General features: G+C 68.0%; 23 protein-coding genes and 1 tRNA gene. 7 read left to right on the forward strand and 17 right to left on the reverse strand.

Going from position 1 to position 23,517, the window contains the following annotated elements:
• Positions 1-14 precede the first annotated feature (14 nt).
• Genes KXS11_RS06485 through KXS11_RS06495 form a run of 3 tightly spaced genes read left to right on the forward strand, consistent with a single transcriptional unit; the run spans position 15 to position 3,029 of the window.
• A complete protein-coding gene (locus KXS11_RS06485; RefSeq protein WP_437384733.1) occupies positions 15-1,145 on the forward strand; it encodes a type III polyketide synthase in 1,131 nt (376 codons plus the stop codon).
• Positions 1,142-1,861 (forward strand): class I SAM-dependent methyltransferase, encoded by a 720-nt coding sequence (locus KXS11_RS06490; protein WP_437384734.1) that lies wholly within the window; start codon positions 1,142-1,144, stop codon positions 1,859-1,861. Before KXS11_RS06485 ends, KXS11_RS06490 begins: the two co-directional genes overlap by 4 nt.
• Entirely contained in the window at positions 1,854-3,029 is a 1,176-nt protein-coding gene (locus tag KXS11_RS06495; protein ID WP_437384735.1) for an FAD-dependent oxidoreductase, read from the forward strand. Before KXS11_RS06490 ends, KXS11_RS06495 begins: the two co-directional genes overlap by 8 nt.
• On the opposite strand, the gene KXS11_RS06500 is transcribed toward KXS11_RS06495, so the two are convergent.
• Positions 3,026-3,373 (reverse strand): hypothetical protein, encoded by a 348-nt coding sequence (locus tag KXS11_RS06500; protein WP_437384736.1) that lies wholly within the window; start codon positions 3,371-3,373, stop codon positions 3,026-3,028. The genes KXS11_RS06495 and KXS11_RS06500 overlap by 4 nt on opposite strands.
• A 74-nt stretch (positions 3,374-3,447) precedes the next feature.
• A complete protein-coding gene (locus tag KXS11_RS06505) occupies positions 3,448-4,938 on the reverse strand; it encodes a DHA2 family efflux MFS transporter permease subunit (protein ID WP_437384737.1) in 1,491 nt (496 codons plus the stop codon).
• A 128-nt stretch (positions 4,939-5,066) separates the two neighbouring features.
• Between KXS11_RS06505 and KXS11_RS06510 the strand changes: the two genes are divergently transcribed.
• Together KXS11_RS06510 and KXS11_RS06515 are read left to right on the forward strand one after the other, a co-directional pair.
• Entirely contained in the window at positions 5,067-5,744 is a 678-nt protein-coding gene (locus KXS11_RS06510; protein WP_437384738.1) for a TetR family transcriptional regulator, read from the forward strand.
• A 78-nt stretch (positions 5,745-5,822) separates the two neighbouring features.
• Positions 5,823-6,650: an aldo/keto reductase gene (locus KXS11_RS06515; RefSeq protein WP_437384739.1), complete on the forward strand. Its 828-nt coding sequence runs from the start codon at positions 5,823-5,825 to the stop codon at positions 6,648-6,650.
• A gap of 67 nt (positions 6,651-6,717) precedes the next feature.
• Here KXS11_RS06515 and KXS11_RS06520 read toward each other — a convergent pair.
• From KXS11_RS06520 to rplU, 10 genes are all read right to left on the reverse strand, one after another.
• Positions 6,718-6,790 (reverse strand) — tRNA-Ala (locus KXS11_RS06520).
• A 106-nt stretch (positions 6,791-6,896) separates the two neighbouring features.
• On the reverse strand, positions 6,897-7,274 hold the full coding sequence (gene rsfS, locus KXS11_RS06525) for a ribosome silencing factor (protein WP_437384740.1): 378 nt from the start codon (positions 7,272-7,274) through the stop codon (positions 6,897-6,899).
• 55 nt (positions 7,275-7,329) lie between these two features.
• Complete coding sequence (locus KXS11_RS06530) at positions 7,330-8,598, reverse strand: hypothetical protein (RefSeq protein WP_437384741.1); 1,269 nt, start codon at positions 8,596-8,598, stop codon at positions 7,330-7,332.
• On the reverse strand, positions 8,595-9,161 hold the full coding sequence (nadD, locus tag KXS11_RS06535; protein WP_437384869.1) for a nicotinate-nucleotide adenylyltransferase: 567 nt from the start codon (positions 9,159-9,161) through the stop codon (positions 8,595-8,597). The genes KXS11_RS06530 and nadD overlap by 4 nt, the downstream gene beginning before the upstream one ends.
• Positions 9,162-9,222: 61 nt before the next feature.
• Complete coding sequence (locus KXS11_RS06540) at positions 9,223-9,432, reverse strand: hypothetical protein (protein WP_437384742.1); 210 nt, start codon at positions 9,430-9,432, stop codon at positions 9,223-9,225.
• Positions 9,433-9,481: 49 nt separating this feature from the next.
• A complete protein-coding gene (locus KXS11_RS06545; RefSeq protein ID WP_437384743.1) occupies positions 9,482-10,750 on the reverse strand; it encodes a glutamate-5-semialdehyde dehydrogenase in 1,269 nt (422 codons plus the stop codon).
• A gap of 29 nt (positions 10,751-10,779) precedes the next feature.
• Positions 10,780-11,559 (reverse strand): glutamate 5-kinase, encoded by a 780-nt coding sequence (proB, locus tag KXS11_RS06550; RefSeq protein WP_437384744.1) that lies wholly within the window; start codon positions 11,557-11,559, stop codon positions 10,780-10,782.
• Positions 11,556-13,127 (reverse strand): GTPase ObgE, encoded by a 1,572-nt coding sequence (gene obgE, locus KXS11_RS06555; RefSeq protein ID WP_437384745.1) that lies wholly within the window; start codon positions 13,125-13,127, stop codon positions 11,556-11,558. The genes proB and obgE overlap by 4 nt, the downstream gene beginning before the upstream one ends.
• 93 nt (positions 13,128-13,220) lie before the next feature.
• Entirely contained in the window at positions 13,221-13,478 is a 258-nt protein-coding gene (gene rpmA / locus KXS11_RS06560; RefSeq protein WP_056006626.1) for a 50S ribosomal protein L27, read from the reverse strand.
• A 20-nt stretch (positions 13,479-13,498) separates the two neighbouring features.
• Entirely contained in the window at positions 13,499-13,807 is a 309-nt protein-coding gene (rplU, locus tag KXS11_RS06565; protein ID WP_437384746.1) for a 50S ribosomal protein L21, read from the reverse strand.
• Positions 13,808-14,128: 321 nt separating this feature from the next.
• On the opposite strand from rplU, the gene KXS11_RS06570 reads away from it, so the two are divergent.
• The gene (locus KXS11_RS06570) at positions 14,129-14,440 is read left to right on the forward strand and encodes a DUF4031 domain-containing protein (protein WP_437384747.1); all 312 of its coding nucleotides are present in this window, start codon (positions 14,129-14,131) and stop codon (positions 14,438-14,440) included.
• A 14-nt stretch (positions 14,441-14,454) separates the two neighbouring features.
• Here KXS11_RS06570 and KXS11_RS06575 read toward each other — a convergent pair whose 3' ends face one another.
• Complete coding sequence (locus tag KXS11_RS06575; RefSeq protein ID WP_437384748.1) at positions 14,455-16,809, reverse strand: Rne/Rng family ribonuclease; 2,355 nt, start codon at positions 16,807-16,809, stop codon at positions 14,455-14,457.
• A gap of 316 nt (positions 16,810-17,125) precedes the next feature.
• On the opposite strand from KXS11_RS06575, the gene KXS11_RS06580 reads away from it, so the two are divergent.
• Positions 17,126-17,725 carry a vitamin K epoxide reductase family protein gene (locus KXS11_RS06580; RefSeq protein ID WP_437384749.1) on the forward strand — a complete coding sequence of 200 codons (600 nt, stop codon included), beginning with the start codon at positions 17,126-17,128 and terminating at the stop codon, positions 17,723-17,725.
• A gap of 79 nt (positions 17,726-17,804) precedes the next feature.
• Here KXS11_RS06580 and ndk read toward each other — a convergent pair whose 3' ends face one another.
• From ndk to ileS, 4 genes are read right to left on the reverse strand one after another with little or no spacing between them, the layout of a single operon-like run.
• Positions 17,805-18,221 (reverse strand): nucleoside-diphosphate kinase, encoded by a 417-nt coding sequence (ndk, locus tag KXS11_RS06585; protein WP_437384750.1) that lies wholly within the window; start codon positions 18,219-18,221, stop codon positions 17,805-17,807.
• A 2-nt stretch (positions 18,222-18,223) separates the two neighbouring features.
• Positions 18,224-18,598, reverse strand: a complete 375-nt coding sequence (locus KXS11_RS06590; protein ID WP_437384751.1) for a DUF4233 domain-containing protein — start codon at positions 18,596-18,598, stop codon at positions 18,224-18,226.
• Positions 18,595-19,956 (reverse strand): bifunctional folylpolyglutamate synthase/dihydrofolate synthase, encoded by a 1,362-nt coding sequence (locus KXS11_RS06595; protein WP_437384752.1) that lies wholly within the window; start codon positions 19,954-19,956, stop codon positions 18,595-18,597. The genes KXS11_RS06590 and KXS11_RS06595 overlap by 4 nt, the downstream gene beginning before the upstream one ends.
• Positions 19,946-23,317 carry an isoleucine--tRNA ligase gene (gene ileS, locus KXS11_RS06600; protein ID WP_437384753.1) on the reverse strand — a complete coding sequence of 1,124 codons (3,372 nt, stop codon included), beginning with the start codon at positions 23,315-23,317 and terminating at the stop codon, positions 19,946-19,948. The genes KXS11_RS06595 and ileS overlap by 11 nt, the downstream gene beginning before the upstream one ends.
• Positions 23,318-23,517: the final 200 nt, after the last annotated feature.

Raw genomic sequence — 23,517 nt, forward strand, 5'->3', positions numbered from 1 at the left:
CGTTACACTGCAGCATGACCGTCTCAGTGAGGTCGATCGGCGTCGCCGTTCCTCCGACCATCCTCCGCCAGGACGAGATCCGGGACGTGTTCCGGACGCAGACGGACCGCTCGAAGCTGGCACAGCGACTCATCGGTGCGGCTTTCGACGCCTCGGCGATCGACACCAGGCACACGGTCATCGACGAGTTCGACGGACAGGCAGCCGGTCGCGCACCGACGTTCTACGACGCGGACGGCCAGACGGTACTGGCGCCGACGACCGGTGTGCGGAACGAGGCCTACATCGAACACGCTCCCCCGCTGCTCCTGGAGGCCGCACGACGTGCGCTCGCGACGGCCCCGGGATTGAGCGCGGCCGACGTGACCCACGTCGTCACGGCGTCCTGCACCGGGTTCTTCGCTCCTGGGCCGGAGTACCTGCTCGTCCGCGACCTCGGCCTCCCGATGGACACCCAGCGCTACCACCTCGGGTTCCAGGGGTGTTTCGCCGCGTTCCCGGCGCTCCGGGCCGCGCAGGCGTTCTGCGAGGCCCGACCGGACGCGGTGGTGCTCGTCGTGTGCGTCGAACTCTGCTCCATCCATCTGCGTTCCTCCGACGATCCCGATGTCATCATCGCCTCGTCGGTCTTCGCCGACGGCGCAGCGGCGGCCGTCGTCTCCGGTCGTGACCACGACGGCCAGGCGCCCGTCCTCGAGTTCGACGGTTGGTCGACCGCGCTCGTTCCGGACGGCGAGAGCGAGATGGCGTGGACCATCGGCGACCACGGGTTCGAGATGGTCTTGAGCGGCATGGTCCCGAGGCTCATCGGAGAGCACCTGCAACAGGCGTTGGACCCCCTCCTCAACGCCGGACCGCGTCCCCTCAGCGTGCAACACGTCGACCGCTGGGCGGTGCATCCGGGTGGTCGCAGCATCCTCGACCGCGTCCAGCAGGGACTCGAGCTCGACGATGCAGCGCTCGAGCCGTCGCGGACGGTGCTGCAGCGGTTCGGGAACATGTCGAGTGCGACCGTGCTGTTCATCCTGCAGCGCCTGCTCGACGACGCCGCTCCCGAGGTCGACGAACGTGTCTGCACGCTCGCCTTCGGCCCCGGGCTCACGATCGAGAGCGGCCTCCTCCGGCTCCGCGGCGCCCGTCGATGACGGTGCTGCCGAACCTCACCCACCGCGCGACGGACCTGCGAGAGCTCATGGACGACCCGGAGTGCGATCCTCTGCTCCTCGAGGCCACCTACGCGCGCTTCGGAACGGTGAACCGACTCGTCTCCGGGTGGCGGGGGCTGTACCTGGCCCGGATCCGTCCCCTGCTCGATCCGGGGAGGACGACCACGTTGCTCGACATCGGGTTCGGGGGCGGAGACGTCGCGCTCGCACTGGCACGATGGGCACGGCGCGACGCCCTCCCGCTCCGGATCACGGCGATCGACCCGGATGAGCGGTCACTGGCGTACGTGGGCTCCCTCGGCGAGACCACTGCGGTGACGTTCCGGAGCGCTCACAGCGGCGAGCTCGTCGACGCCGGGGAACGATACGACGTCGTCATCTCCAACCATGTCCTCCACCATCTGGGCATCGACGAGCTCGCTGGACTGCTGGCGGACAGTCAGGCGCTCGCCCACCGCATGGTGCTCCACAACGATCTCGAACGAAACGCCCTGGCATATGCCGCGTATGGCATGGCGACCTTTCCGGGGCGCCGCCGTTCCTTCCTCCACGTCGACGGACTGCGCTCCATCCGGCGCAGCTACCGACTTCGGGAACTCCAGGCCGTCACCGGCGACGGCTGGGAGGTCGAGCGACGTTTCCCGATGCGGCTCGTGCTCACGCGCAGCGCAGGCGGATCGACGCACCGTGCCTGACGTGGTCGTCGTCGGCGGCGGGCCGGTCGGGCTCGCGACGGCACTCCTCCTCGTCCGCTCAGGCGTGTCCGTCGACGTGTGGGAACAGCGGACGGAGGCTCCGACCGGGACGAGGGCCATCGGGGTGCATCCACCCTCGCTCGAGCTGTTCGCATCGCTCGGATTGGACGGACCGCTGTTGGAGCACGCGGTGCGGATCGATCGCGGCGAGGCGTGGAGCACTGGACGGTTCCTCGGCTCGGTCGCGTTCGACACGCGTCCGACGGCGTTCCCGTTCATCGCCGCCACCGAGCAATGGCGCACCGAACGCCTGCTTCGTGCACGGCTCGAAGATCTCGCGCCCGGGACGCTCCGCACCGGCACGCGATGTCTGAACGTCCGTGATGACACGGACGCGGCCCATCTCGTCGGGGTGAGGGACGGCCACGAGGTCACCGAAACCGCCGCGGTCGTCGTCATCGCTGCCGGCGGGCGCGCCGGTCTCGGCGTCACGCGAGCACCTGCAGAGGCGCGCCTGGCCCGTGACCGCTACCTCATGGGCGACGTCGCCGATCTGAGCTCCGCCGGTCCAGTAGCGCGCGTCCATCTCCACCGCGACGGCGTGGTCGAGTCCTTTCCACTGCCGGACGGTCGCCGCCGGTACGTCGTCCACACAGGTCTCTCCCCCGCTGCCGCACCGTCTGCTGTGGCGACGGCTGAAGGACTGGCAGACCTCGTCACCGAGCGCACGGGCGACCCTGTCGATCCGACGAGCAACACCATGCTGAGCGCGTTCACGGTCCGTCGTCGTCGACTGCGCCGGATGGTGGAGGGACGACTCGTGCACCTCGGCGACGCTGCGCACGAGATCAGTCCCATCGGTGGCCAGGGGATGAACCTCGGGTGGTTGGACGCTCAGGTGTTCGCACCGCTCGTCATCGCGACCGTCCACTCCGGGTCTCCCGATCCTCGGTTGCCTGCGGCGTCGAGACGACAACTCGCGACCGCAGCGCGGGCGGGCCGTCAGGCCCAACTGAACATGTCGCTCGGCCGCCCGCGGACCGCAGCTGTGGGTCGGTTGCGAGACCTCGCCCTCCGCATCGCGCTCAACTCGCCGTTGACGCCGGTCCTCGCCGATGCCTACACGATGCGATGGGCACCGACCTCGGTGGGGCGCCACCCCGCCTAAGCGTCCGCCCGCTCATCGAAGTCGACCTCCCGCGGGAGCAACTCCTCGGCGTGTGCGAGCTTCACCTGCTCGGGGCGCAGCCGTCTGGTCAATTGCTGCAACCGTGCGACGGCTTCAGAGCTGTCCGGTTCCGCGAAGCCCACCGCTGCCGGGGTGAGCAGCGTCTGGCTGGAGGCCCCGGCCACGAATTCGAGCTGCGTCGCCACCCCTTCGGCAGTGAGCGCCGGCAGTGCGACGATTCCCGCACCACCCGTCTCAGCGAGAGCCCGCAGGTATTCGAGGAGGGCGGCACCCAGCCCATCCGCGACGTAGTAGCTCTCGCCCGCGACTCGCAACCGTCTCATGCCACCATGGTTGGCTCGCGCGCACAGCCGGACAAGGGGGTTGCGGGGCGGTGACCACGGAGGTACCTGCAGGATCAGTGACCGCCGTGCGTCCGTGCGATCGGCTCGGCCGGGCGACGGATCAGGAACGAAGCGACGACGGCGAGGAGCGACAGCACCGCGCCACACAGGAACGCAGCCTGGACTCCGGCGGCGGTCGCGTCGAGCGGAGCGCTCCCGGCGGCGACACGTGCAGCGGCCGTCGTCGACATCATGGTGATGAAGAGCGCGGTCCCCGCAGCCCCGGCCAGCTGCTGGACGGTTCCGACGATCGCACTCCCGTGCGGGTACAGCTCCGCGCGGAGCGACCCGAGTGCCGAGGTCAGGAGCGGCGTGAACATGAAGGCGAGGCCCGCGCTCAGCAGCACGTGCACGGCGATCACCATGCCGACGGCGCTCTCCTCACCGAGCGTCGTCAGCATCCACAGCGCGCCGCTCACGGCGAACGCGCCCGGGATCACCAGCGGTCGCGGGCCGAAGCGGTCGAACAGGGAACCGACGAGCGGCGCGAGCGCCGCCATCGTCGCCCCGCCGGGCAGGAGCAGGAGGCCGGTCGACAGGGTGTCGAGCTGCAGCACCGACTGCAGGTAGATCGGCAGCACGATGAGCGAGCCGAACAGCGCCATCATCACGATCGCCACGAGGATGATCGAGACCGTGAACGTGCGGTTCGCGAAGGTGCGCAGGTCCATGAACGCGCGATCCTCACGCGCGAGCCCCCGCTGTCGCATGATGAACGCGACGAGCGCGAGCACGCCGACCGCGAGCGGGACCCACACCGGCATCGGGGCATGCCCCTCTGCCGACTCGCCGATGCTGCTGAGGCCGAAGATGAGCCCACCGAACGCGAACGCCGAGAGGACGAGCGAGAACGCATCGAAACGCACCCGCCGTGGTTCGGTCACGTTCCGCACCAGCACGGCGCCGAGGATCAGCGAGATCAGCGCGATCGGGAGCACGATCCAGAACATCCAGCGCCAGTCGAGCACGCTGAGGATCAGACCGGACACGGTCGGGCCGATTGCCGGCGCGACCGAGATGACGATCGAGATCGCGCCCATCGTTCGGCCGCGCGCATTCACCGGTACAACGTTGAGCACGGTCGTCATGAGCAACGGCATCATGATCGCTGTGCCGCTCGCCTGCACGACGCGGCCGATGAGCAGCACGTTGAAACCGGGTGACAGCGCGGCGATGAGCGTGCCCGCGCTGAACAGCACCATCGCGGTGATGAACATCGTGCGCAATGAGAACCGCTCGAGGAGGAAGCCGGTGGCCGGGATGATGACGGCCATGGTCAGCATGAAGCCCGTTGTGAGCCACTGCGCGGAACTGGCAGTGATGTCCAGATCCTCCATGAGGCGCGGGAGCGCGACACCCATGATCGTCTCATTGAGGATGACGACGAACGCCGAGACGAGGAGGAGCCCGATCAGGAGTTTCGACCCCGGAGCCAGGCGGTCGTCCGCCGCAGCGGGATCGGTCGGGATGGAACCGGTCGGGGTCGATCGAGTCTCGGTCGTCATGCTGCCGTTCTGTTCGAAGGAGTTGAATGTATGACAGTGTAGGACACGGTGTCAGTGAGTGACAACATGGCAGATCGCGTACACTGGGGCTGCCCGTGCGCGTGAGCATGTGGTGAACGGAGTCCGACATGGAACAGACGCCACACCCGAGCGGTGGCGCGAGAGCGGTGCTCGAGGACACGGCCGACGACGCGCCGTCACCCGATCTCCGCAGACGCCGACGGGAGGCCACGCTGCGGGAGATCGCCGCAGCGGCGCTCGAACTCTTCGAGGAACGCGGCGTGTCCGGGACGACGGTCGACGACATCGCGCGAGCGGTCGGCATCTCACCGCGGACGTTCTTCCGGTACTTCGCCACCAAAGAGGAGTCGGTCCTCGGCCTCCATGAGGACTTCGACCGCGCACTCGCCGAACGGCTGTCCTGCGGCGCGGACCCGGATGCGGTGCTCTCCCAGGTCGAGGCCGTCTACGAGGATGCGGTCAGCGAGTTCGGAGAACCCGGAGCCCCGGAACTCGACGTGATGATGCGCACCCGCCGCCTCATCAACCGCGAGCCGGCGTTGCAATCCGCGGCGTTCACCCTCGACTGCCAGGCCAACATCCGCCTGCAGGCAATCGTCACGGCCCGCCTCCCCCAGGACACCGATCCCGTCGTCGCTCGCCTCGCCGTCGAGACGGCCGCGACCACGATGCGCATCGCGTTCGACGAGTGGACTGCCCGCATCGAGGCCGGCGAGGCCGTGGGCCTCTCCACCGTGTACCGTCGCACCCGCGACGCACTCCGACGCCTGACCGCCGGCACGTGACGACCTGGGCGTGACCTCCGGTTACGCGCACGGCGAAGTGTCGCGACACCGGCCTCCGACGGGTGCCAGCATGGACCCATGACAGTTCCTACCATCACCCTGAACGACGGCCACACGATCCCCCAGCTCGGCTTCGGCGTCTTCCTCGTCGACCCGAAGGAAGCCGAACGCATCGTGTCCGATGCACTGGAGGTCGGCTACCGCCACATCGACACCGCTGCCATCTACAAGAACGAAGAGGGCGTCGGCGCCGCCATCGCGAAGTCCGGCATCCCGCGGGACGAACTCTTCATCACCACCAAGCTCTGGAACGACCGTCACCAGAAGGACTCGGCGCACGCAGCGATCGACGAGAGCCTCGACAAGCTCGGCCTCGACCACGTCGACCTCTACCTCACGCACTGGCCGACCCCGGGCAAGGACGACTACCTCGAAGCCTGGCTGGCGCTCGAGGAGATCAAGGCAGCCGGGAAGACCCGATCCATCGGCGTCTCCAACCACCAGGTGGCGCACCTCGAGAAGCTCCTCGCGAACTCGGCAACGGTGCCCGCCGTGAACCAGATCGAACTCCACCCGGCCTTCGCCCAGCGTGAACTGCGGGCGTTCGGTGCCGAGCACGGCATCCACATCGAATCGTGGGGTCCGCTCGGCCAGGGGAAGTACGACCTGTTCGGCGAGGAGTCGGTTGCTGCAGCAGCGGCAGCGCACGGGGTCAGCCCGGCTCAGGTCGTCATCCGCTGGCACCTGCAGAACGGCCTCATCGTCTTCCCGAAGTCGAACTCGCGCGAACGCATCGCGCAGAACTTCGACGTGTTCGGCTTCGAGCTGACATCCGACGAGATCGCGGCGATCGATGCCCTCGACGCCGGCAAGCGCGTCGGCAGCCACCCGGACGAGGTCAACTGACCGTCGCGTTCGGACAATGAGAAAATCCCCGTGAATCTTGCGATTCACGGGGATTTTCTCTGTTGGGTGGATCTGAGGGGACTCGAACCCCTGACCCCCTGCATGCCATGCAGGTGCGCTACCAGCTGCGCCACAGACCCGTATTCAACTTGCTTGCCCCTTCCGTTTCAGCGGAAGCAACTTGAATAGGTTACTACATCCTGGAGGCGGTTGTGACCACTTTCGCCGCTTCGGACGGTGGAATCGTCAGTTCGCAGGCTGCGGAGCGGACGACACCAGCGGAATCACGGGGCAGTCCTTCCACAACCGCTCGAGCGAGTAGTACATGCGCTCTTCCTCGTGGAAGACGTGCACGACGACCTCGCCGAAGTCGAGCAGGATCCAGCGACCTTCGGACTTGCCCTCACGGCGCAGGGTCTTGATGCCGCTCTCGTTGAGGCGGTCCTCGATCTCGCCAGCGACAGCGACGACGTTGCGCTCGCTGCGACCGGTGACGAGCAGGAACGCGTCGACGAAGGGAAGGGGGCCGGAGACGTCGAGAGCGACGAGGTCTTCGCCGCCCTTCGACTCGCCCGCGGTCGCAGCAAGCTGCACGGCTTCGAGCGTGGTGTCGGACAGGGTCATGTGATGTACTCCTCTGACGATCGCAACGACTGCGACCGGATGGAAAACGGTGGGGTTAGAACGCCCCGCCGAGGAAACCGATGATGAGCACCGCGATGACACCGGCAGCGAGCACCGCAGCGGCGATCGCAAGGGTCATCAGCAGCTTGTTGCTCTGATTGGTGGTGGCCGGGACGACGTCGCGCGTCGATCCGTGGCTGCTCACAGCCTTGCTGGCCGCGACGGGTGATGCCGCCGTGACCGAGGCAGGGAGCTCGTCCCCCTCGATGAGGCGGTCGATGCCCGCTCCGTCGAAGTGGTTCGGGTCTTGACCGGACGAGCCGAGACCCCGCGGGAGGTCGATGGTTCCGGTGATGAGGATCTCGCCGGTGGAGTTGGACGTGGCGCCCGCCTCCGCCTGTGCCGGGGCGACGGGGATGATGAGCGAACTCGTCGTGATCTGACCCGTCGTGGTCATGCCGTTCCCGAGGAGGTCTTCGAAGGCGACACCTGATTCCGTGGACGCCGCCTTCTCCGCCTCGAGGGCGGCGACGAGCATCGAGTCGCGCCCGAAGCCCTTGGACAGCGTGGACGCGGGGTCCTCCGAGATGTCGTCGCGGTCGGACACGTCGAACAGGGAACCTGTCGCGGCCTGCGCTGGTGTCGTCTCCGGTGCAGGAGCCTGCGCCGAGCGTGTCTGTGCAGCACGTTCCGCGGCAGCAGCGTCCTCGGCGGCTTTCGCAGCGGCGCGAGCGGTCGCCTTGCGGTCCGCGGCTTGCCGCTCGGCCGCTGCGCGCTCGGATTCCTGACGCTCGGACGCAGCACGTTCAGCGGCCTTCGTCGCGGCGGCCGCTGCCGCCTCCTGCTGGGCGGCCTTCGCCGCCTGCTGCTTCGCGGCCTTGTTCTGCTTGGGTGTCGGGGCGACGACCTGTTCAGGCGTGCGGGGCGGCAACGCGACCGAAGGAGCCTTCTCCTCGACGGGCGGGGCCACCGGAGTCGCGGGTGCGGGGATCTGTTCGATGGAGCCGGTGCGCTCGAGTTCTCGAAGCTGACGTCGGGTCAGTCCACCCGTCGCCGCTGCAGACGGAGCACCCGATGACGTCGGCGCTGCCGCAGGGGCCGACACGGGGGCGGGCGCGGCAGCTTCGGCGGCGGAGGCCGGCGCGGAAGGCTCGCCCGCGGGCGTCGCCTGCGGAATCTCGCCGCCGGCAACGGGCTCGGACGTCGAGGCTCGCCGACGGCGTGCGGGCGTCGAGTCAGACGCCTCGTCGGTTGCGGGGAGCTGCTGCTGGCTCGCTCGGGCCTGACGCCTCGTCAGGGGCGCGTCCTCTGGCAACGCGGTCATGTGGCTTCACTCCGATACAGGTGGTGCTTGGTGATGTACTGCACGACACCGTCGGGAACCAGATACCAGACCGGAAAGCCTTTGCTCACCCGGCTCCGGCAATCCGTCGACGATATCGCTAGGGCCGGAACTTCCAACAAGCTTACGTCGTGCTGCGGCAATCCGGAAACGTTCAAATCGTGTCCCGGTCGACTCACAGCAACGAAGTGCGCCAGATCCCAGACCTCCTGGACATCTTTCCAGCTGAGGATCTGGGCGATGGCGTCGGCGCCGGTGATGAAGAACAGCTCTGCATCCGGCCGCTTCCGGCGTAGGTCGCGCAGCGTGTCGATCGTGTACGTGGGCCCTTCACGATCGATGTCGACCCGACTGACCGTGAACCGCGGGTTGCTCGCAGTGGCGATCACCGTCATCAGGTACCGGTGCTCGCTGTCGCTGACCCCGGACTTCCGATAGGGCATACCCGTCGGGACGAAGACGACCTCGTCGAGGTCGAAGTGTTGAGCAACCTCGCTCGCGGCGACGAGGTGACCATGGTGGATCGGGTCGAACGTGCCGCCCATCACCCCGATCCGCGGCCGACGCCGCGACGGGTCGGCGACGGGCGCGCTCACGCCGGACAGCCTAGTGACCGTGCTCGCCGTGAGCGTCGTGCGAGCCGACCTTGTCGGCGTGGCGGTTCGCGACATCGCGGTAGCTGAAGGTCACGGCGCCGAGGATGGCGAACAGCACGAGGGCGACGGCACCGAACACCCAGGTGGGTGCGGCCAGCTCGACGGCGTGCTCCGACTCGGCCAGAACGGTAGCAGCCAGTACGGACGCGGCAATCGACATGATCTCTCCTTCTGTGCGGCGCCCCGTGACGCCGCCCCCAGTCTAGCGACTACCGCCGGGTGTGCCCTGAACCACGCACGAGCCACTTGGTGCTCGTCAGTTCCGGCAGGCCCATCGGTCCTCGCGCGTGCAGTTTCTGCGTCGAGATGCCCACCTCGGCGCCGAAGCCGAACTCGGCACCGTCGGTGAACCTCGTCGAGGCGTTCACCATGACCACAGCGGAGTCGACCTCGGCCAGGAAGCGATCGGCGTTCACCACGCTGTTCGTGATGATGGAGTCGGTGTGGCCGGTGGAGTAGTCGGCGATGTGGGCCAGCGCAGCGTCGAGGTCGTCGACGACCCGGACCGACAGCTCGAGCGACATGTGTTCAGTCGCCCAGTCCGCGTCGACGGCCGGCACCGAGTCGGGGAACACGGCACGCGCACGTTCGTCGGCGTGGATCAGGACGCCGTGTTCGCGCAGGTCGCCGAGCACGGCCGGCAGCAGACGCTCGGCGGCCGCGCGGTGCACGAGGATCGTCTCGAGCGCATTGCACACGGACGGGCGCTGCACCTTGGCGTTCCGGACGATGTCGACAGCCCAGTCGAGCTCGGCGCTCTCATCCAGGTAGACGTGGACGACGCCCGCACCGGTCTCGATCACGGGGACCGTCGACTCCCGGACGACCGTCTCGATGAGCGACGCGCTCCCCCGCGGGATCAGCACGTCGATGAAGCCGCGAGCGTTCATGAGCTGCTTCGCACCGTCGCGCCCGAACTCGTCGATCGTCTGCACGGCGTCGCCAGGGAGCCCGACGGACTCGAGTGCGCCCTGCAGCAGGGAGACGAGGACGGCGTTCGACTGCTCGGCAGCGGTCCCACCTCGCAGGACGACCGCGTTCCCGCTCTTGATCGCGAGGGCTGCGATGTCGACGGTGACGTTCGGCCGAGCCTCATAGATCGCACCGACGACACCGAACGGCACACGCACCTGCTCGAGCTTCACGCCGTCCGGGGTCGTGCTGCCACGCACGACCTGACCGACCGGGTCGACGATCGCGATGACGTCGCGGACCGCGGCCGCAAGCCCGTCGATCCTGGCACGATCGAGGCGAAGCCGATCCTGCAGGCCATCGCTGAGGCCGTTCTCCCGGCCGTTCGCGAGGTCGAGTGCGTTCGCCGCGATGATCGCGTCCGCTCCGTCGACGACCGCCGACGCGATGGCCTCGAGCGCGCGGTTCTTCTGCGCGGCGTTCGCCTGAGCGAGCACACGGGACGCTCGCTTCGCGGAACTGAGCCGGTCGGCGAGCGGGAGCACGGTGGAGGTGGTGTGCGACATGCCTCGATCCTATCGAGGCACGACACCGATCACGCCGGTTGGAACCAGGTGCCGAGATGCTCGCCGCGCAGGGCGGCCGACACGTTCGCCGTCGAGGTCACGAGAACAGAGGTCCCTGCCTCGGCTGCCAGTCGCGCGGCCGACACCTTGGTGCCCGCTCCCCCGGTGCCGACGCCGGCGGACCCGATGTCGCCGAACGTGACCCCGGCGAGGCCGTCCCCGAAGGGCACCTCCTCGATGCGCTCTGCACCGGGTTCGTGCGGCGGCCTCGTGTACAGCGCGTCCACGTCACTCAAGAGCACCAGGACGTCGGCTGCGACCAGGACCGACACGAGCGCCGCCAGGCGGTCGTTGTCGCCGAAGCGGATCTCGTGGGTCGCGACCGTGTCGTTCTCGTTCACGATGGGCAGAATGCGGAGTCCGAGGAGACGTTCCATCGCCCGCTGCGCGTTGCTGCGGTGACTGGGGTTCTCGAGGTCCCCCGCGGTGAGCAGCACCTGGCCCGCGACGATCCCGAACCGGTCGAGGCTGTCCTGGTAGCGGTAGATGAGGACGTTCTGCCCCACTGCCGCCGCCGCCTGCTGCGTCGCGAGATCGTTCGGGCGGGCGTCGAGGCGCAGGTACGGCATTCCCGTGGCGATCGCGCCGGAGGACACGAGGATGACCTCGGTGCCGCGACCGTGCGCCTCGGCGAGGGCTTCGACCAGCGCCGTGATCTGTCCGGCGTTGTCGCCACTGATCGAGGATGACCCGACCTTCACGACGATGCGTCGTGCGGACGGGATCCCCGAGCGCTGGTGGATCGTCACCGTTCGTCGTCCTCCACCACAGCGTCGTCGTTCGTCGTCTCGGCGGGGACCGAACCCACCTCGAAGCCCTCGTCGTCGTTCCACAGACCGGCAGCACGCTCGCGCAACAGCTCGGCACGCGCCTCCGCCTTCGCGTCCATGCGCGAGAAGTACTCGTCGCGACGCTGGTTGCGGGTCGGGCGGTTGTTGGCGTCGAGACGCGGGTCGGTTCCACGCGGCTGCGTGAGCAGCTCGGCCGTGCTGGTGAGCGTCGGCTCCCAGTCGAAGACCACGCCACCACCGGCACCGATCATGACCGTCGCGCCGGCGACGGCACCAGCCTTGAACAGCGCCTCTTCGACGCCGAGCTTCGCGAGTCGGTCAGCCAGGAAGCCGACGGCCTCCTCGTTGTTGAAGTCGGTCTGCTGGACCCACCGCTCCGGCTTCGCACCGAGGATGCGGTAGAGGTTGCCGTAGGTGCCGCCCTCGACGGTGACCGTGAACTTGGAGTCGTCGACGGCCTTCGGACGGAGGACGATCCGTGGCTTCGCAGCGTCGGCCGCAGCGATGACGCGGCTCTCTTCGACGAGCCCGCCGAGAGCGTAGGACAGCTGACGCAGGCCTTCACGGGAGACGGTCGAGATCTCGAAGACCGTGTAACCGCGAGCCTCGAGGTCAGGACGCAGGAACTCAGCGAGCTCCCGGGCCTCCGGGACGTCGATCTTGTTGAGTGCGATGAGCTGCGGGCGCTCGACGAGCGGCGTCTGCCCCTCGGGCACCGGGTAGGCGGCGAGCTCGGCGAGGATGATGTCGAGGTCGCTGATCGGGTCGCGGCCGGGCTCCAGCGTCGCGCAGTCCAGCACGTGCAGGAGCGCCGAGCATCGCTCGACGTGGCGCAGGAACTCGAGCCCGAGACCCTTGCCCTCGCTCGCGCCCTCTATGAGGCCAGGTACGTCGGCGACGGTGTAGCGGACGTCTCCGGCCTCCACCACACCGAGGTTCGGGTGGAGCGTCGTGAAGGGGTAGTCGGCGATCTTGGGCTTCGCAGCGGACATCGCGGCGATCAGACTCGACTTCCCGGCGGAGGGGTAACCGACCAGCGCGACGTCGGCGACGGTCTTGAGCTCGAGAAGGATGTCGCCCTCCCAGCCGAGGGTGCCGAGCAACGCGAAGCCGGGAGCCTTGCGCTTGGTCGACGACAACGCCGCGTTGCCGAGGCCGCCGATCCCACCGGGGGCGACCGTGTACTCCATGCCAGGCTCGGTGAAGTCGATCAGCTCGTTGCCGTCGACGTCCTTCACGACCGTCCCGACGGGGACGGGAAGCACGAGCGTCTCGCCCTGGTAGCCGTTGCGGTGGTCACCCATGCCGAAACCGCCCGTGTCGGAGCTGCGGTGCGGCGAACGGTGGTAGCCGAGCAGGGTGGTGATCTGAGGGTCTGACAGGAGCACGATGTCGCCGCCGTGCCCACCGTTCCCGCCGTCGGGGCCGGCCAGTGGCTTGAACTTCTCGCGCTTCACCGAAACGCAGCCGTTGCCGCCGTTCCCCGCTCGCAGGTGCAGTGTGACCCGGTCGACGAATGTGACCATGGACGCTCAGCCCCTCTCTCAAATCATGTTGCTTGGGATGTACGACAGCAGGGGGCGGGCCGAAGCCCGCCCCCTGCTGGAAAAAACCTGGTACTACTCGGCAGCTGCGACGATGTTGACGACCTTGCGGCCGCCCTTGTTGCCGAACTGCACGGAGCCTGCCTCGAGGGCGAACAGCGTGTCGTCGCCGCCACGGCCGACGTTGGCGCCGGGGTGGAAGTGCGTGCCGCGCTGACGGACGAGGATCTCGCCCGCGAGGACGACCTGGCCGCCGAAGCGCTTCACACCGAGGCGCTGTGCGTTGGAGTCACGACCGTTGCGAGTGGAACTCGCACCCTTCTTGTGTGCCATCTCTTCTTCTCCTCGATGCCTTACTTGATGCCGGTGATCTTGACGCGCGTGAGCTCCTGACGGTGGCCCTGACGCTTCTTGTAACCGGTCTTGTTCTTGAACTTCTGGATGATGATCTTCGGACCGCGGAGGTCTTCGAGCACCTCGGCCGTGACCGTGATCTTCGCGAGCGACTTCGCGTCGGAGATGATCTTCTCACCGTCGACGTGGAGCACCGCGGGAAGCTCGATGTTGCCATCCTTGTCGGCCTTGACCCGGTCCATCGTGACGATGGTTCCGATCTCGACCTTCTCCTGCCGTCCTCCGGCGCGCACAACTGCGTAAACCACTACGTACCCGTTCTTTGGGGAGCGAAACGCTCCGACTGACTGTTGCTGGAAGTTACTGCGCGGAAAGGTTCGAACACGTGGGACACCTTGATGGCAGAAAACCGTGGGAGTGGCATTGAAAACTCAGTGCACACCAACGGTCGAGTTTACTTCATCGTGCAGCCCAGGTCAAACCAGCGGGAACGATGCATCGAGATACACCGGGTCCATCGCGGCTCCCACACCGGGCGCACCTGACAAGTGTACCCCGAGCCCTCCTGGACGATCGCCGGGTGGACGGCGCGCCGAACCTTCGGGCCCTTCGGATGGTTGGATGGTCCTATGACGGTGCTCATCGATCCCCCACTGTGGCCTGCGCACGGCACCCTCTGGTCACACGTCGTGAGCGACCACTCACTCGACGAACTGCACGAGTTCGCGGCGAGGAACGATCTCCCTGCGCGATCCTTCGATCTCGACCACTACGACGTGCCCGCTGACCGGCACGACGTGCCCGCTGACCGGCACGACGCGCTCGTCGCAGCCGGCGCTGAGCCGGTGACGGCTGGCGACCTCGTACGCCGCCTCATCGCCAGCGGCCTTCGGATCACGGAACGCGAACGGCGCGCCTCCCGAGGAGACGCGCCGTCCTGACAGCTCAGGTCCGACTACTCGGCCTGGTTCCGTGTCGCGTCCGAACCGATCGCCTGTCCTCCGGCGAGCGACGCGGTGGACACCCGACGGCTGCGACCGCGCCCCTGACCGGGCTTCTTCGGCTCCGGCAGTGCGTCCAGCACGGAGTCGAGCAGGTGTTCGGGGTCGACCACTGCTGAACGACGAGGCTTCTCGATCACCGGAGCGATCGGCAGGTCGAGCAACGCGAGCATCGGGGCCTTCGACTCCTGAGCCTCGGCCGCCGAGTCGCGGGTCCGGTCGTCGGCTGCGTCGCGTCGCTGTTCGCCACCACGACGACGCGGTTCACGCTTCTCGCGCCGACTCCGGCGACCCTCGTGCTGGTGAGCGTTCTGCGGCTCGACAGCCTGATCCTGATCGGTCGCCGACGATTCAGCGGACTGCGCCTCGGCGGCGACGGCCTCTGCAGCCGCCTCCTCCTCGTGGTGCAGCGTACGAGCGGCGATGAGCGCGAGGGCGTTCTTCGCATCGTCGGTGATCCCGTGCGTCTGACCGGCCGGCTTCTGGGCACCGTTCGACCCTCCGGAGGACTGCTGTCCGCCCTGGGCCGGCCCCTTGCCGCGGCGGCGCTGCTGCTCCGGCTGCGGCGTCTGGCGGTGCTTGACGACGGGATCGTGGTGCACGACCACGCCGCGACCCGCGCAGACCTCGCACGGCTCGCTGAACGTCTCGAGGAGACCGAGGCCGAGCTTCTTCCGGGTCATCTGGACGAGGCCGAGCGAGGTGACCTCCGCCACCTGGTGCTTCGTGCGGTCGCGGCTCAGGCATTCCACGAGGCGACGCAGCACGAGGTCCCGGTTCGACTCGAGGACCATGTCGATGAAGTCGACCACGATGATGCCGCCGATGTCGCGCAGACGGAGCTGGCGTACGACTTCTTCCGCGGCTTCGAGGTTGTTCTTCGTGACCGTCTCCTCGAGGTTGCCGCCCGAGCCGACGAACTTGCCCGTGTTGACGTCGACGACCGTCATGGCCTCAGTGCGGTCGATCACGAGCGAACCACCGGACGGCAGCCAGACCTTGCGGTCGAGCGCCTTCTCGATCTGCTCGGCGATCCGGTAGTCGACGAACGAGTCGCCGGTGCCGTCGTACGCCTCGACACGCTCGAGGAGGTCGGGCGCGACACCGCGCAGGTAGCTCTGGATGTCCTGGAGGGCATCGGAGCCCTGGATGACGAGCTTGTGGAAGTCCTCGTTGAAGACGTCGCGGATGATCTTGATGAGGAGGTCCGGCTCACTGTGGAGCAACGCAGGAGCCTGGACCGTCTCGATCTGGCGGGAGATCTCGGCCCACTGCGACTTCAGGCGCGTCACGTCGAGCGTCAGCTGCTCCTCGGTGGCTCCCTCGGCCGCGGTGCGCACGATGACACCGACGTTCTCAGGCAGCACCTCCTTGAGGATCTTCTTGAGGCGGGCGCGCTCGGTGTCCGGGAGCTTCCGCGAGATGCCGTTCATCGAGCCGTTCGGCACATAGACCAGGTACCGGCCAGGCAGCGAGACCTGACTCGTCAAGCGGGCACCCTTGTGTCCGACCGGGTCCTTCGTGACCTGGACGAGCACCTTGTCGCCGCCCTTGAGGGCGAGTTCGATGCGGCGCGGCTGGTTGCCGGTCTCGACCTTGTCCCAGTCGACCTCACCGGAGTACAGCACGGCGTTCCTGCCGCGTCCGATGTCGACGAACGCCGCTTCCATACTGGGCAGGACGTTCTGCACCCGACCCAGGTAGACGTTGCCGATGAGCGAGGCCTCCTGGCTGCGGGCAACGTAGTGCTCGACGAGGACGCCGTCCTCGAGGACGCCGATCTGGGTCTTGCCGTTCTTCGAGCGGACGACCATGACGCGGTCGACGGACTCGCGGCGGGCGAGGAACTCGGCCTCGGTGACCACGGGACGACGTCGACCGGCATCGCGGCCGTCGCGGCGGCGCTGCTTCTTCGCCTCGAGACGCGTCGAGCCCCGGACCTTCTGCGGCTCGGTGATGAGTTCAGGCTCGCGTGGCGTGCGGACCTTGACGACGTTGCGCGAGTCGGGGCGCGACTCGCCCGACTCTGCCCCGTCTTCGCCGGCGCGCCGACGGGTTCGACGACGTGACGAGCTGAGCTCCGCTTCCAGCGGCTCATCGTCGCGGTGGACGATGGGCGGCAGATCGGGTGCCTGGAACAGCAGCATCGTGGTGGGTGGGCGGACCGGGATGACCGGTGTCGCCTCGGCGTCTGCCTCCGCGGTCACCTCGACGGACTCGTCCGTCTCGGGTGCCGCTGTCGAGTTCTGCTCTTCGATCGGTTCGTGCTCGGTACCCGGCGTCGCCGGATCCTCGGTGTGTTCATTCACCATTCCTGGTGTACTCCCCTATGCCGGGACGGCGGCCGCGCCACTGCCCGGTTCTTCATCTCGTGCGAACCGCTGCAGGTGCAGCCGTTCGCAAATCCTGTGTGATCGCTGGCTCTTGGAGCTCTCACGATCGTGCCGGCACGTGCCGGCGGGTCCTGGGCATTCATTGCCCAACAAGCCTGTCATGTCGTGCGCTCGAGCGCGGCTCGGAGCACGACCCCTCGATTATCGCACGAACGGGCGCGAGGAAGCCTGTGCGCCACGACCCCGGGCATGTTCCCGACCATCGCCCGGCGTCGCATGCGACAATCGGAGCGTGTCAGCTCCGGTCATCGACGCGCGCCCCAAGGGCCTCGCGATCTTCCTCGTCCTCGCAGGGTCGATCGGGTGGATCGCGGCGTTCGCGCTCACCCTCGACAAGTTCCAGCTCCTGCAGGATCCGAATGCGCAGCTCGGCTGCAACCTCAGCATCCTCGTGCAGTGCGGCGTCAACCTGAACTCCTGGCAGGGTGCCGTGTTCGGCTTCCCGAATCCGCTCATCGGCCTGGGCGCGTGGATCGCGCCGATCGTCGTCGGAGTGTCGATCCTCGCCGGGGCGCGCTTCGCCCGCTGGTTCTGGATCGCGTTCAACGTCGGTCTGCTCGGCGCGCTCGGTTTCGTGATCTGGCTCATCTCGCAGAGCATCTTCGTGCTCGGAACCCTGTGCCCGTGGTGCATGGTCACCTGGTCGGTCACCATCCCGTCGTTCATCGCCGTCACGGCGTTCACCCTGAAACAGGGCATCCTCCCGTCGTCCCCGGGTGTGCGGAGAATCGCCGGCGTCGTCCTCTCCTGGATCGTCGTCGTCACCCTCGCCTGCTACCTGGTGGTGGCGATCATCGCCCAGCTGCGTCTCGACGTGCTGTCCTACCTGTAGACATCGCCGGCAGCACCCACGACGAAGCCCGTCCCCGCGATGCGGTGGGGACGGGCTTCGTGGTGCTCAGTGAGACGGCTCAGGCGAACCAGAGCGAGAGCTCGCGCGAGGCGGACTCGGTGCTGTCGGAGCCGTGCACGAGGTTCTGCTGGACCTTGAGGCCCCAGTCACGGCCGAAGTCGCCGCGGATCGTTCCGGGAGCTGCCGTCGTCGGGTCCGTCGTGCCCGCGAGGGAACGGAAGCCCTCGATGACGCGGTTCCCGGCGACGCGGATGGCCACCACCGGCCCGCTCAGCATGAACTCCACGAGCGGCTCGTAGAAGGGCTTGCCCTCGTGCTCCGCGTAGTGGGCGGCGAGGAGTTCGCGGTCGGGCTCGACCAGGCGGATGTCGACGAGGGAGTAGCCCTTCGCCTCGATGCGACGGAGGATCTCGCCGGTCAGGTTGCGTGCGACGCCATCGGGCTTCACGAGTACCAGGGTTTCTTCAACTGCCACGGTCAATCCTTCGTCTCTCGGGAGAACGCCTGCTGACGTTCGATCTTTTCGCCCTGGACCATCGCGTAGGTCCAGACCGCTGCGGCCATGCCACCCACCAGGAACATCATCGGCACGAGCAGGCCGGTAGCCACGATAGCGGCTTGCACCGCCCACCCCAGCCAATATCCCCAGCGGAATCGCAGGAGCGGGATCGTCGCGGCGATGATGAGGCAGAGCACTGCTCCACCGATCAACGCCACGGGTGCCGGCAACGCCTTGAGCCCGAAGATGACGAGTGCGCCGAGGAACATCACGATCATCTCGAAGCCGAGGATGATCGAGCCGAGCGTCTGCTTGATGCCGCGCGGGGTGCGGGATCTCGAGTGGCTGCTCATGCGCCCGCCTTCCATCCGCGGTCGTCGGCGATCTCGATCGCCTCGCCGACGAGCGTGATCGAACCGGTGATGACCACGAGGCGGCGCGGGGCCTCCTCCGCCCATCGTCTGGCATCCTCCGCGGCCTCGTCGAGCGTGTCGGCGAACGTCGACGCCGGGAGGTCGAGCGACGCTGCCAGACGGCTGAGCTCCTCGGCCGGGATCGCGCGTTCGGACTCGGACTGGGTGAAGAAGAACCCGGCTGCGGCCGGAGCCAGCGTCGTGAGGATGCCGGCGGCGTCCTTGTCCTGCAGGATGCCGACGACGAACGCGACCTCGTCGACGTCGAAGTAGCTGCCGAGCGCGGCGACGAGCGAAGCTGCCCCGTGCGGGTTGTGCGCTGCGTCGACGAGCACCGTCGGCTCAGTACCGACGAGCTGCAGACGCCCCGGAGAGGCGACCTCGGTCAGGCCCTCCGCGAGGACGTCCTCGGCCAGCGGCTGCGTGCCGCCGCCGAGGAACGCTTCGACCGCTGCGATCGCCAGCGTGGCGTTCCGGCCCTGGTGGTCGCCGTAGAGCGGCAGGTACAGCTCCGGGTAGGTCCCGGCACGACCACGGACGGTGATGAGCTGTCCGCCCACAGCGACCGCGTCGTGCTCGAGCGCGAACTCTGCGCCTTCGAACACGATCGGATCGTCGACGGCTCCGGCCGCCTCGACGAGGGCCCGACGCGCGTCGGGGTGCTGCGCGGCAGAGACCACCTGTGCGCCCGGCTTGATGATGCCGGCCTTGGTGCGCGCGATCTCCTCGATGGTGGATCCGAGTCGCTGCATGTGGTCGAGGTCGATCGGCGCGAACACGGCGACCTCGGCGTCCGCAGCATTGGTCGAGTCCCACGCGCCGCCCATGCCGACCTCCACGACGGCCACGTCGACGGGTGCGTCGCCGAAGCACGCGAACCCGAGCACCGTGAGTGCTTCGAAGAAGGTGAGGGCTGGTTCCCCGGCGTCCTCCAATTCCGCGTCGACCATCGCGAGGTACGGGCGGATGTCCTCCCAGTTGCGGGCGACGGCCTCGTCGGAGACGCGTTCCCCGTCGATGCCGATGCGTTCGGTGAATCGCACCAGGTGCGGGCTGGTGAACAGGCCCGTCCGGAGCCCGTGGGCTCGCAGGATGCTCTCGATCATGCGGGCGGTGCTCGTCTTGCCGTTGGTGCCGGCGATCTGGATGATCGAGAACGACGCCTCGGGATTGCCGAGGAGCTCCAGCGCCCGCTTGGTCGCCCCGAGCCTCGGCTGGGGCTGCGCCTCGCCGAGACGGCCGAGCAGCTCGCGGTAGACGGCGTCGGCCGCATCCGCGAAGGTCAGGTCATCGGACATCCGCGGTCTCCTCCGATCGCACGACGGTGACGGTGAAGTCACCGGTGTTGCCGAACTTGCCTGCGCTGAAGGACTGGGCGAACCCGCTTTCGGCGGATGCGCCGGACTCGCCGGTCCAGCTGAGCGAGACCGCGAGGGTGTCGCCGGCGATGTCGACGACACCGAGTGCGCTGCGCACCGCCTGCTCGTCGGCCTCGGCTGCGAAGCCCAGGGTGAGGACGATGCGGTCGCTGACCTGCAGGTCGGCCGCCTTCCGCGTGTCCTGCACGGCCCGGATGACGTCGCGGGCCAGGCCCTCGGCCTCGAGCTCCGGGGTCAACGTCGTCTCGAGCAGCGCGAACCCGCCGGAGGGCAGCAGCGCGAGCGCCACACCGCCGTCTGCGTCCGCCGAGGCTTCCATGACGAGCTCGTACTCACCGGCGACGAGTTCGATACCGCCGGACGTCACGACGCCGTCGACCTCGCTCCAGTCGCCCGTGCGGGCACCGGCGATCGCCTGCTGCACCGTCTTCCCGAGACGAGGGCCCGCTGCACGGGCGTTGACGGAGAGTCGCGAGGTCACGCCGAACTCCGTCGCGCTCGTGTCGGTCAGCTGCGCGAACGACACCGCCTTCAGGTTGAGCTCCTCGCGGAGGATCGCCTCGAAGGGTGCGAGCGCGGCCGGGTCGGGGGTGACGACCGTGAGCGAGGCGAGCGGCAGTCGGACACGGAGCCCGGCCTGCTTCCGGAGCGCGAGCGTGACGCCGGAGATCTCGCGGACGCGGTCCATGGCTTCCACGAGGGCGGCGTCGTCCGGGTACTGCTCGGCGACGGGCCAGTCCGCGAGGTGCACACTGCGCTCCCCCGTGAGCCCCGTCCAGACCTCCTCGGTGATGAGCGGGAGCAGCGGGGCTGCAAGGCGAGAGAAGGTCTCGAGAACGGTGTACAGCGTGTCGAACGCGTCGCGGTCGAGCTCGGCGCCGTCGGTCGCCCAGAAGCGATCCCGCGAACGACGGACGTACCAGTTGGTGAGCACGTCGGCGAAGTCGCGCAACGAGGCAGCGGCGAGCGTCGCGTCGAAGGTCTCGAGGTGGTCGGTCACCGTCACGACGAGCTCTCGGGTCTTCGCGAGGATGTACCGGTCGAGCACGTCGGAGGAGTCGGTCCGCCAGACGGCGTCGTAGCCCCCCGGCACGGCCGTGTTGGCGTAGAGCGAGAAGAAGTACCAGCTGTTCCAGAGCGGCAGCATCACCTGGCGGACGCCCTCGCGGATGCCCTCCTCGGTGACCACGAGGTTGCCGCCCCGCAGCACCGAGCTCGACATGAGGAACCAGCGCATCGCATCGGACCCGTCGCGGTCGAACACCTCGTTCACGTCGGGGTAGTTGCGCAGCGACTTCGACATCTTCTGTCCGTCGCTGCCGAGCACGATGCCGTGACTGACGACGCTCGTGAACGCAGGGCGGTCGAACAGTGCCGTGGACAGCACGTGCAGCAGGTAGAACCAACCACGCGTCTGGCCGATGTACTCGACGATGAAGTCGGCCGGGTTGTGCGAGTCGAACCATTCGCGGTTCTCGAACGGGTAGTGCACCTGGGCGAACGGCATGGAGCCGGAGTCGAACCACACGTCGAGGACGTCGGTGATCCGACGCATGGTGGACTGACCGGTCGGGTCGTCTGGGTTCGGGCGCGTGAGCTCGTCGATGTAGGGGCGGTGGAGGTCCGTCGGACGCACCCCGAAGTCGGCTTCGAGCTCGTCGAGCGAACCGTAGACGTCTATGCGCGGGTACTCCGGGTTGTCGCTCTTCCACACGGGGATGGGCGAACCCCAGTACCGGTTGCGGCTGATCGACCAGTCGCGCGCTCCGGCGAGCCACTTGCCGAACTGGCCGTCCTTGACGTTCTCCGGCACCCAGGTGATCTCCTGGTTGAGCTCCTCCATGCGGTCGCGGAACTCGGGCACGCGGACGAACCAACTGGAGACGGCCTTGTAGATGAGCGGCTGCTTGCAGCGCCAGCAGTGCGGGTAGGAGTGCTCGTAGCTCGCCTGACGGAGCAACCGGCCCTGTGCCTTCAGGAGCTGGGTCAGCGGCTTGTTCGCGTCGAACACCTGCAGACCCGCGACGTCTGAGACCTCCGGCAGGAACTTGCCACCGTCGTCGACGGAGACGATGACGGGGATCCCGGCGGCCTCGCAGATCTTCTGGTCCTCTTCGCCGTAGGCGGGTGCCTGGTGCACGATGCCCGTGCCGTCCTCGGTGGACACGTAGTCGGCGACGAGGATCCGCCACGCGTTCTGCATGCCCCATTCTTCCGTGTCGGCGTAGTAGTCCCACAGGCGGTCGTAGGAGACACCCTCGAGCTCATGACCGAGGACGGTGCGGGAGACGGCCGCGGTGGCGTCAGCAGCGGTGTCGTAGCCGAGGTCCTTCGCGTAGTTGCCGAGCAGCGCCGCGGCGATGAGGTACTCGCCCCCGAGCACCTCGGTGGACGCGTGCGTCGCCCCCTCCTCCCGGAGCACCGTCGCGTCGGGGGTGCCGTTCGGCCCGGCCGGGACGACCGCGTACTCGATGTCGGGGCCGACAGCCAGCGCCGCGTTGGTCGGGAGCGTCCACGGGGTGGTCGTCCAGGCGAGGGCACGGACTGCGGTCAGCCCGAGGCTCTCTGCCTTGGAGCCGACCAGCGGGAAGGTGACGGTGACGGTCTGGTCCTGGCGCATGCGGTAGACGTCGTCGTCCATCCGCAGCTCGTGGTTCGACAGCGGGGTCTGATCGCGCCAGCAGTACGGGAGGACCCGGTGCCCCTCGTAGGCGAGTCCCTTGTCGTAGAGCTGCTTGAACGCCCAGATGACGGACTCCATGTAGGTGACGTCGAGCGTCTTGTAGTCGTGCTCGAAGTCGACCCACCGCGCCTGACGGGTGACGTAGCTCTGCCACTCCTCGGTGTACCTGAGCACGGAGTCCCGTGCGACCTGGTTGAAGGCGGCGAGACCCATCTCGTCGATCTGGCGCTTGTCGGTGATCCCGAGCTGGCGCTCGGCCTCGAGTTCCGCAGGGAGACCATGGGTGTCCCATCCGAAGCGCCGGTGCACCTGCTTCCCGCGCATCGTCTGGAAGCGCGGGAACAGGTCCTTGGCGTACCCCGTGAGGAGGTGGCCGTAGTGCGGCAGGCCGTTCGCGAAGGGCGGACCGTCGTAGAAGACCCACTCAGGCGCGCCCTCGCGCTGGTCGATGGACGCCTGGAAGGTGCCGTCGGCCGCCCAGCGTGCAAGCACGGACTCTTCGATCGAGGGGAAGTTCGGCGACGGCGTCACGCCGAACGCGGCACCGCTCGTCGCTGACTCGTTCGAGTCTGGCTCGTGGGACTTCGGGTAGCTCATCGTTCTCCTGGCAGGTCTCGTGGGTCCTGCGAGGACGCCGGTTCTCCCGACGCGGTACCACCCCGCTTGCGACTCCACGGGGGAGCCGCCGCTCTGCACCGGCTGTGACGGGCCTGCCCCGCTCGGTTCTACTGGGCGACCGCGGGGCGGTCGCTGTTCTTCCGAGGACTCCCCGGTGATAGCCGGATCGATGTCGCTGC

Origin of the sequence: Plantibacter flavus (assembly GCF_051487245.1) — a bacterium.
In the GTDB taxonomy this organism is placed as follows: Bacteria; Actinomycetota; Actinomycetes; order Actinomycetales; family Microbacteriaceae; genus Plantibacter; species Plantibacter flavus_B.